Source organism: Streptomyces sp. MI02-7b (assembly GCF_033793585.1).
Classification (GTDB): domain Bacteria; phylum Actinomycetota; class Actinomycetes; order Streptomycetales; family Streptomycetaceae; genus Actinacidiphila.
On the sequence record NZ_JARAWX010000013.1, the window covers coordinates 237,272 to 244,674 of the forward strand.

Here is a 7,403-nt window from a genome sequence, read left to right on the forward strand (position 1 = left end):
CGGGACCCATTCGCTTTCGGACCGTGTGACGACTTCCGCGGTCCCTCAAAAGGAGTTATCAAGTGGCACGCGTCAAGCGGGCAGTCAACGCCCAGAAGAAGCGCCGGGCGATCCTCGAGCAGGCCAGCGGTTACCGCGGCCAGCGTTCCCGCCTGTACCGCAAGGCGAAGGAGCAGGTCACCCACTCCCTCGTCTACAACTACAACGACCGCAAGAAGCGCAAGGGCGACTTCCGTCAGCTGTGGATCCAGCGCATCAACGCCGCTGCCCGCGCCAACGGCATCACCTACAACCGCTTCATCCAGGGTCTGAAGGCCGCCAACGTCGAGGTGGACCGCAAGATCCTCGCGGAGCTGGCCGTCAACGACGCCAACGCGTTCGCCGCGCTGGTCGAGGTGGCCCAGAAGGCCCTGCCGAGCGACGTCAACGCCCCGAAGGCGGCCTGACCCCACGCTCTTCCGGACCCGCAGGCCGCGTGCCTGCGGGTCCGAGGTGTGTTCCGGGGCGGCGTCGCCGTCCGCCCCCGCAAGCCCGCCAGACCCGACCGAAGTGAGTGCACCCCCATGGCCGGCCCCGAGCTGACATCCCTGCGATCCCCGCGTGTCGTCGCGGCCCGCCGCCTCGCCAAGCGCAGCTTCCGCGGCAAGGAGCGCCGCTTCCTGGCCGAGGGGCCGCAGGCCGTGCGCGAGGCCATGGCCCACCTCGTCGAGGTCTACGTCACCCCCGAGGCCGCGGAGCGGCACGCCGGCATCGTCGCCGCCGCCCGGGCCGCCGGCGTGCCGGTGTTCACCGCGACCGACGAGGTCGTCGCCGAGATGTCGGACACCGTCACCCCGCAGGGCGTCGTCGGCCTCTGCCGCTTCCTGGACACCCCGTTCGAGGAGATCCTGCGTGCCCGGCCGCGGCTGGTCGCCGTGCTCGCCCATGTGCGCGACCCCGGCAACGCGGGCACCGTGCTGCGCTGCGCCGACGCGGCCGGGGCCGACGCGGTCGTGCTGACCGACGCCTCGGTGGACCTCTACAACCCCAAGGCCGTGCGCGCCTCCGTCGGGAGCCTGTTCCATCTGCCCGTGGCGGTCGGCGTCCCCATGGAGACGGTGGTCGGCGGACTGCGCGGGGCCGGTGTGCGGCTGCTGGCCGCCGACGGCGCGGGGGAGCGCGACCTCGACACCGAGCTGGACGAGGGCACGATGGGCGGCCCCACCGCCTGGATCTTCGGCAACGAGGCGTGGGGCCTGCCGGAGGAGACCCGCGCACTCGCGGACGAGGTGGTGCGCGTCCCCATCCACGGCCGCGCCGAGAGCCTCAACCTCGCGACGGCCGCCGCCGTGTGCCTCTACGCCTCCGCCCGGGCGCAGCGTGCTCCCGGAGGGTGCCGCACGGTGACGATGAGCTAGTAGGGTGGCGCCCCGGGGACCGCCCTGGAGAGGGGGTTGCGGGGATGGACGTCAGGACCACCGACGGAACCGAGCCGCGCGCGCGGCCGGCCTGGACCGCAGTTCTGACCGAGTTCGGCATCACGACCGACGAACTGCCCGACGGCCTCGTCGTCGCCGACGAGCGCGGCCTGGTGGTCTGTTTCAACGCCGCCGCCGCCCGCATCACCGCGCTCGACCCCGCCCGGGTGCTCGGCCTCCCCATCGAGCAGGCGCTGCCCCTGGAGGACCTGGACGGCCGCCGCTGGTGGCAGCTCACCCAGCCGTACGGGGGACTGGCCACCCGCACCGGACAGCCCGAGCGCAACCTGCTGCTGCCCGGCGGCCGCGAGGTGCTGGTCTCCGCCCGCTACGTCCGCGACCACCCCACAGGACCGGTGCGCCGGCTGGTCGTCGCGCTGCGCGGCACCGAGGCCCGGCGGCGCACCGAGCGCAGCCACGCCGAACTGATCGCCACCGTCGCGCACGAACTGCGCTCCCCGCTCACCTCGGTCAAAGGGTTCACCGCCACCCTGCTCGCGAAGTGGGAACGGTTCACCGAGGACCAGAAGAAACTGATGCTGGAGACCGTCGACGCCGACGCCAACCGCGTCACCCGGCTGATCGCCGAGCTGCTCGACATCTCCCGTATCGACTCCGGCCGGCTGGAGGTGCGCCGGCAGCGGGTCGACATGGTCGCCGCGATCCGGCGCCATGTGGACGCGCTCGTCGCCGCCGGGGAGTCGTCCGACCGCTTCCTCGTCCGGGTGGCCGAACCACTCCCGGAACTGTGGGCCGACCCCGACAAGGTCGACCAGATCCTCGGCAACCTGCTGGAAAACGCCGTGCGCCACGGCGAGGGTACTGTCACCATTGACGTATCCGCGGCTCCCCGTCCGGCGGACTCCTCCCGCGAGCGGGACCAGGCCGGCACGGCGGTGTCCGTCAGCGACGAGGGGCCAGGCATCCCGGAGGAATCCATGAACCGCGTCTTCACCCGCTTCTGGCGGGGCAGCAAGCGCGGCGGCACGGGCCTGGGGCTGTACATCGTCAAGGGCATCGTCGAGGCCCACGGCGGCACCATCATCGTGGGCCGCGCGCCCGGCAAGGGCGCCCAGTTCCGATTTATCCTGCCCGTCGGGGCGCCGGCCTTCATGGCCTGAGCGAGCGTGGTATTCCACCGGCCCCGACGGGCGTGACCAGCCTTTCCCCGTGGCCCCGATAGACTCGACCCTTGGCATTCAGCGGTCGGGCAGGCAGGTCGGCCACGCCATCACCCACATCGGAACGGGAAGAAATGTCGGCACCGAACAAGTCGTACGACCCTGTCGAGGTCGAGGCACTGAAACCGGAACAGATCGAGCGCCGGCGTGACGAGGCGCTCGCCGCGATCGCCGAAGCCGCAGACCTCGACGCGCTGCGCGAGGTCAAGGTGGCGCACACCGGGGACCGCTCGCCGCTCGCCCTGGCCAACCGTGAGATCGGCGCGCTGCCGCCGCACGCCAAGGCGGAGGCCGGCAAGCGCGTCGGCCAGGCCCGCGGTGCGGTCAACCAGGCGCTCAAGGCCCGCCAGGAGGTGCTGGAGAACGAGCGCGACGAGCGCGTGCTGGTCGAGGAGGCGGTGGACGTCACGCTGCCCTACGACCGCACCCCGCGCGGCGCCCGGCACCCGCTGACCACCCTCTCCGAGCGGATCGAGGACATCTTCGTGGCCATGGGCTACGAGGTGGCCGAGGGCCCCGAGGTCGAGACCGAGTGGTTCAACTTCGACGCCCTGAACATCTGGGCGGACCACCCGGCCCGGACGATGCAGGACACCTTCTTCGTCGAGGGCGACAAGCCGGCCGGGTCCGACCCGCAGGAGAGCGGTGTCGTGCTGCGCACGCACACCTCCCCGGTGCAGATCCGCTCGCTGCTCGGCCGTGAGGCGCCGGTCTACGTGATCTGCCCCGGCCGGGTGTACCGCTCCGACGAGCTCGACGCGACGCACACCCCGGTCTTCAACCAGGTCGAGCTGCTCGCCGTCGACGAGGGCCTGACCATGGCCGACCTCAAGGGCACCCTCGACCACATGGTGCAGTCGCTGTTCGGCGCGGACATCACGACCCGGCTCCGCCCGAACTACTTCCCCTTCACCGAGCCGTCCGCCGAGATGGACATGGTCTGCTACGTCTGCCGCGGCGAGTCCGTCGGCAACCCGGACCGGCCCTGCCGCACCTGCGGCAGCGAGGGCTGGATCGAGCTCGGCGGCTGCGGCATGGTCAACCCGCGGGTGCTCACCGCCTGCGGCGTCGACCCGCAGAAGTACAGCGGCTTCGCCTTCGGCTTCGGCATCGAGCGCATGCTGATGTTCCGTCACAACGTCGAGGACATGCGAGACATCGTCGAGGGTGACGTGCGCTTCACCCTTCCGTTCGGGATGGAGATCTGATGCGGGTCCCGCTTTCTTGGCTGCGGGAGTACGTCGACCTGCCCGCCGGCGAGTCCGGCCGCGACGTCCAGGCCAAGCTCATTTCCGCCGGCCTCGAGGTCGAGACCGTCGAGCAGCTCGGCGCCGGGCTCAAGGGCCCGCTGGTGGTCGGCAAGGTGCTCACCATCGAGGAGCTGACCGGTTTCAAGAAGCCGATCCGCTTCTGCACCGTCGACGTCGGCATCGCCAACGGCACCGGCGAGCCGCAGGAGATCGTCTGCGGCGCGAGCAACTTCGCCGTCGGCGACAAGGTCGTCGTCATCCTCCCCGGCGGCGTGCTGCCCGGGAACTTCGAGATCTCCGCGCGCAAGACCTACGGCCGCACGTCGCACGGCATGATCTGCTCGGGTGCCGAGCTGGGCATGGGGGACGACGGCTCGCACGGCATCATCGTGCTGCCGCCGGAGCACGAGGCCGGCACCGACGCGATCGAGCTGCTGGAGCTCGTCGACGAGGTGCTGGACATCGCGGTCACCCCCGACCGCGGCTACTGCCTGTCGATGCGCGGCGTCGCCCGTGAGGCGGCCATCGCCTACGGCCTGCCGCTGCGTGACCCGGCGCTGCTCGACGTGCCCGGCCCCAACGCGCACGGCTACGAGGTGCGGATCGCCGACCCCGCCGGCTGCGACCGCTTCACCGCGCGCACCGTCACCGGGCTGGACCCGGAGGCCGCTTCGCCGGTGTGGCTCCAGCGCCGCCTGCAGAAGGCCGGCATGCGGCCGATCTCGCTCGCGGTCGACGTCACCAACTACGTGATGCTGGAGCTGGGCCAGCCCCTGCACGCGTACGACCGGCACCGCGTCGAGGGCGCGATCGGCGTGCGCCGGGCGCAGCCCGGCGAGAAGCTGACGACGCTCGACGGCCAGGTCCGGGTGCTGGACCCCGAGGACCTGGTCATCACCGACAACCGCGGGCCGATCGGCCTGGCCGGTGTCATGGGCGGCGCCAACACCGAGATCGACGAGACCGGCGCCACGACGACGGACGTCGTCATCGAGGCCGCGCACTTCGACCCGGTCGCCATCGCCCGTACCGCGCGCCGCCACAAGCTGTCCTCCGAGGCGTCCAAGCGCTTCGAGCGCGGTGTGGACCCGCAGGCCGCGTCCGCCGCGGCGCAGCGCACGGTCGATCTGCTGGTGCTGCTCGCGGGCGGCACCGCCGAGGCCGGCGTCACCGAGATCACCGCGCCCTCCGCCCCGCACACCATCAGCATCCCGGCCGACCACCCGGACAAGGTGGCGGGCATGGAGTACGGCCGCGAGACCGTCGTGCGCCGGCTGCAGCAGGTCGGCTGCGACGTGTACGGGTCCGACGAGCTGATCGTCACCGTGCCGTCCTGGCGTCCCGACCTGCGCGACCCCAACGACCTCGCCGAGGAGGTCATCCGGCTGGAGGGCTACGAGAACCTGCCCTCCACGCTGCCGCACCTGCCGTCCGGCCGCGGGCTGACCGAGTCGCAGAAGCTGCGCCGCCGGGTCGGCCGTGCGCTGGCCGGCGCGGGCTACGTCGAGGTGCAGAACTACCCGTTCCTGGGTGAGGGCGTCTTCGACCAGCTCGGCCTGGACGCGGACGACCCGCGCCGCATCACGGTGCGGCTCGCCAACCCGCTGTCGGACGAGGAGCCCGCGCTCCGCACGACCATGCTCCCCGGCCTGCTCGGCGCGCTGCGCCGCAACGTGGGGCGCGGCGCGCACGACCTCGCGCTCTTCGAGACCGGTCTGGTCTTCCGCCCCAGCGGCGAGGAGCCCGCGCCGCCGCGGCTGCCGGTCGACCGGCGTCCCACCGACGCCGAGATCGCCGCGCTCGACGCCGCCCTCCCGCGGCAGCCCCGCCGGGTGGCCGTCGTCCTGTCGGGCGCGCGCGAGCAGTCCGGCTGGTGGGGCCAGGGCCGTCCCGCGACCTGGGCCGACGCCGTCGAGGCCGGGCGGGTCGTCTCCCGCGAGGCCGGGGTCGAGCTGATCGTCCGCCAGGACCGGCACGCCCCGTTCCACCCGGGCCGCTGCGCGGCGCTGCTGGCCGTCGTGGACGGCGAGGAAGTGCTCGTCGGCAACGCGGGCGAGCTGCACCCCCGGGTCATCAAGGCGATGCACCTGCCCGAGGGGACCGCCGCCATGGAGCTGGACCTGGACCGCCTGGAGCGCGCCTCGGCGGGCGTCGTGGCGGCCCCCACGGTGTCCACCTTCCCGGTGGCCACCCAGGACGTCGCGCTCGTCGTGGACGCCTCGGTCCCGGCGGCCGAGGTCGAGGCCGCCCTGCGGTCCGGCGCCGGCGGGCTCCTGGAGGCGCTGCGGCTGTTCGACGTCTTCACCGGGGACCAGATCGGTGCGGGCAAGAAGTCGCTCGCGTACTCGCTGCGCTTCCGTGCCCCCGACCGCACGCTGACCGCGGAGGAGGCCTCCGCGGCCCGCGACGCCGCTGTCGCCGTCGCGGCCGAGCGCACCGGCGCCACCCTGCGCGGCGCGTAGGCCCGACACCGCCGCCCGGCCCCGCGCGGGGCGCCCCCGGACCCCCGGAGGCGCCCCGCGCGCGCATGCGCGCGCCCTGCGGTCCGGCGCCCGGTCGCGGAGCCGTCGCACGTCGACCGCGGCCGTGCGCACCCCGGGGCCACCCCACCCCGCGTGCCGCGCATGACCCGGCCGCCCGTGCGGTGCGTCTGCTCGGACGTTTCGGTGGAGCGTTCGGTTCTCGTGCCGGGACGGCGGGGGCTCAGGCAGGGCACCTGGTTCGTGGGGGACGACCCGGGGATCGCCGCACTGCGGCTGGGCCTGGACCTGGGCATGACGCCGGTGGACACGGCGGAGACGCGCGGCGGGCGTCGCCGCCTTCGTGCCGCGGAACGCGCCGCTCGCGGCGTGCTGCGCGAGGCGACGCCGCCGCGGTCGCCGAGGCGCCCCGGCGACGGGCCCCCGAGTGCGTCACCCGAGCGCGTACGCGCCGTACTCGCCGCGCCTTCGCGCCCGCGACCGCGGAGGAGGCCGCCCGCCGCCCCTGACGTCCCGTCGCCGTCGCGGCCGGCGGCGACGGGGGGCGCGCCGCGCGTGAATGCGGGCGTATGCGGGCGGGATGGGGCACATGGGGCGGGGGCGATCACTCCAATACCCCCGATCCAGCCACATAAGGGTCACGTCGCACGATCGGGTGAACTGGCCGGAGAGGGGGTGGAACCCGGCCGGCCGGTCGACAGAATCGTGGGCGAACCAGCCCCGCTCGACGCGGGAGCGACGGCTGCGAGGGGGAGCCCGGCGGCATGATCGGACCCAGGGTGGCCATGGCGATGACGGGCCGGGTGCGGGGGTGGCTGTTACTGGCGTGGCCCGGTGCGTGGGTGGCCGCCGTGCTGGGGCTGGCGTGCGGGGTGCCCGGTGGTGACGAGTGGATCCCCGGTGTCGCGGCGGCGCCCGCCCTCGCCTGCGCCGGCACGGGGCGGCGGCGCTGCGTCGCGGTGCACGGCGGGCTGGCGGTGGCCGCGCTCTTCGTACCGGGAGCGGGCCGGCCGCGGCCCGGCGCCGCGGTGGCGG

At 73.7% G+C, this 7,403-nt stretch carries 5 protein-coding genes and 1 pseudogene; all 6 read left to right on the forward strand.

All coding sequences use genetic code 11. The features are described 5' to 3' along the window. The first annotated feature begins 62 nt into the window (after positions 1-62). Positions 63-446, forward strand: coding sequence for a 50S ribosomal protein L20 (gene rplT, locus PV364_RS22830; protein WP_018564305.1), 384 nt, complete (start codon positions 63-65; stop codon positions 444-446). 117 nt (positions 447-563) lie between these two features. Next, on the forward strand, positions 564-1,397 hold the full coding sequence (locus PV364_RS22835; protein ID WP_319662040.1) for an RNA methyltransferase: 834 nt from the start codon (positions 564-566) through the stop codon (positions 1,395-1,397). A 44-nt stretch (positions 1,398-1,441) separates the two neighbouring features. Further along, positions 1,442-2,578: an ATP-binding protein gene (locus PV364_RS22840; protein WP_319662041.1), complete on the forward strand. Its 1,137-nt coding sequence runs from the start codon at positions 1,442-1,444 to the stop codon at positions 2,576-2,578. A 134-nt stretch (positions 2,579-2,712) separates the two neighbouring features. Then, the gene (gene pheS / locus PV364_RS22845) at positions 2,713-3,846 is read left to right on the forward strand and encodes a phenylalanine--tRNA ligase subunit alpha (RefSeq protein ID WP_319662042.1); all 1,134 of its coding nucleotides are present in this window, start codon (positions 2,713-2,715) and stop codon (positions 3,844-3,846) included. After that, positions 3,846-6,350, forward strand: coding sequence for a phenylalanine--tRNA ligase subunit beta (pheT, locus tag PV364_RS22850; RefSeq protein WP_319662043.1), 2,505 nt, complete (start codon positions 3,846-3,848; stop codon positions 6,348-6,350). The genes pheS and pheT overlap by 1 nt, the downstream gene beginning before the upstream one ends. Before the next feature lie 782 nt (positions 6,351-7,132). Further along, positions 7,133-7,403: pseudogene (locus tag PV364_RS22855) on the forward strand (hypothetical protein); the annotation flags it as partial.

Excerpts from the sequence above, each read along its gene's own strand:
- PV364_RS22835 (WP_319662040.1), top strand. The coding sequence starts at position 564 with ATGGCCGGCCCCGAGCTGACATCCCTGCGATCCCCGCGTGTCGTCGCG.
- pheT (WP_319662043.1), top strand. The coding sequence starts at position 3,846 with ATGCGGGTCCCGCTTTCTTGGCTGCGGGAGTACGTCGACCTGCCCGCC.
- pheS (WP_319662042.1), top strand. The coding sequence starts at position 2,713 with ATGTCGGCACCGAACAAGTCGTACGACCCTGTCGAGGTCGAGGCACTG.
- PV364_RS22840 (WP_319662041.1), top strand. The coding sequence starts at position 1,442 with ATGGACGTCAGGACCACCGACGGAACCGAGCCGCGCGCGCGGCCGGCC.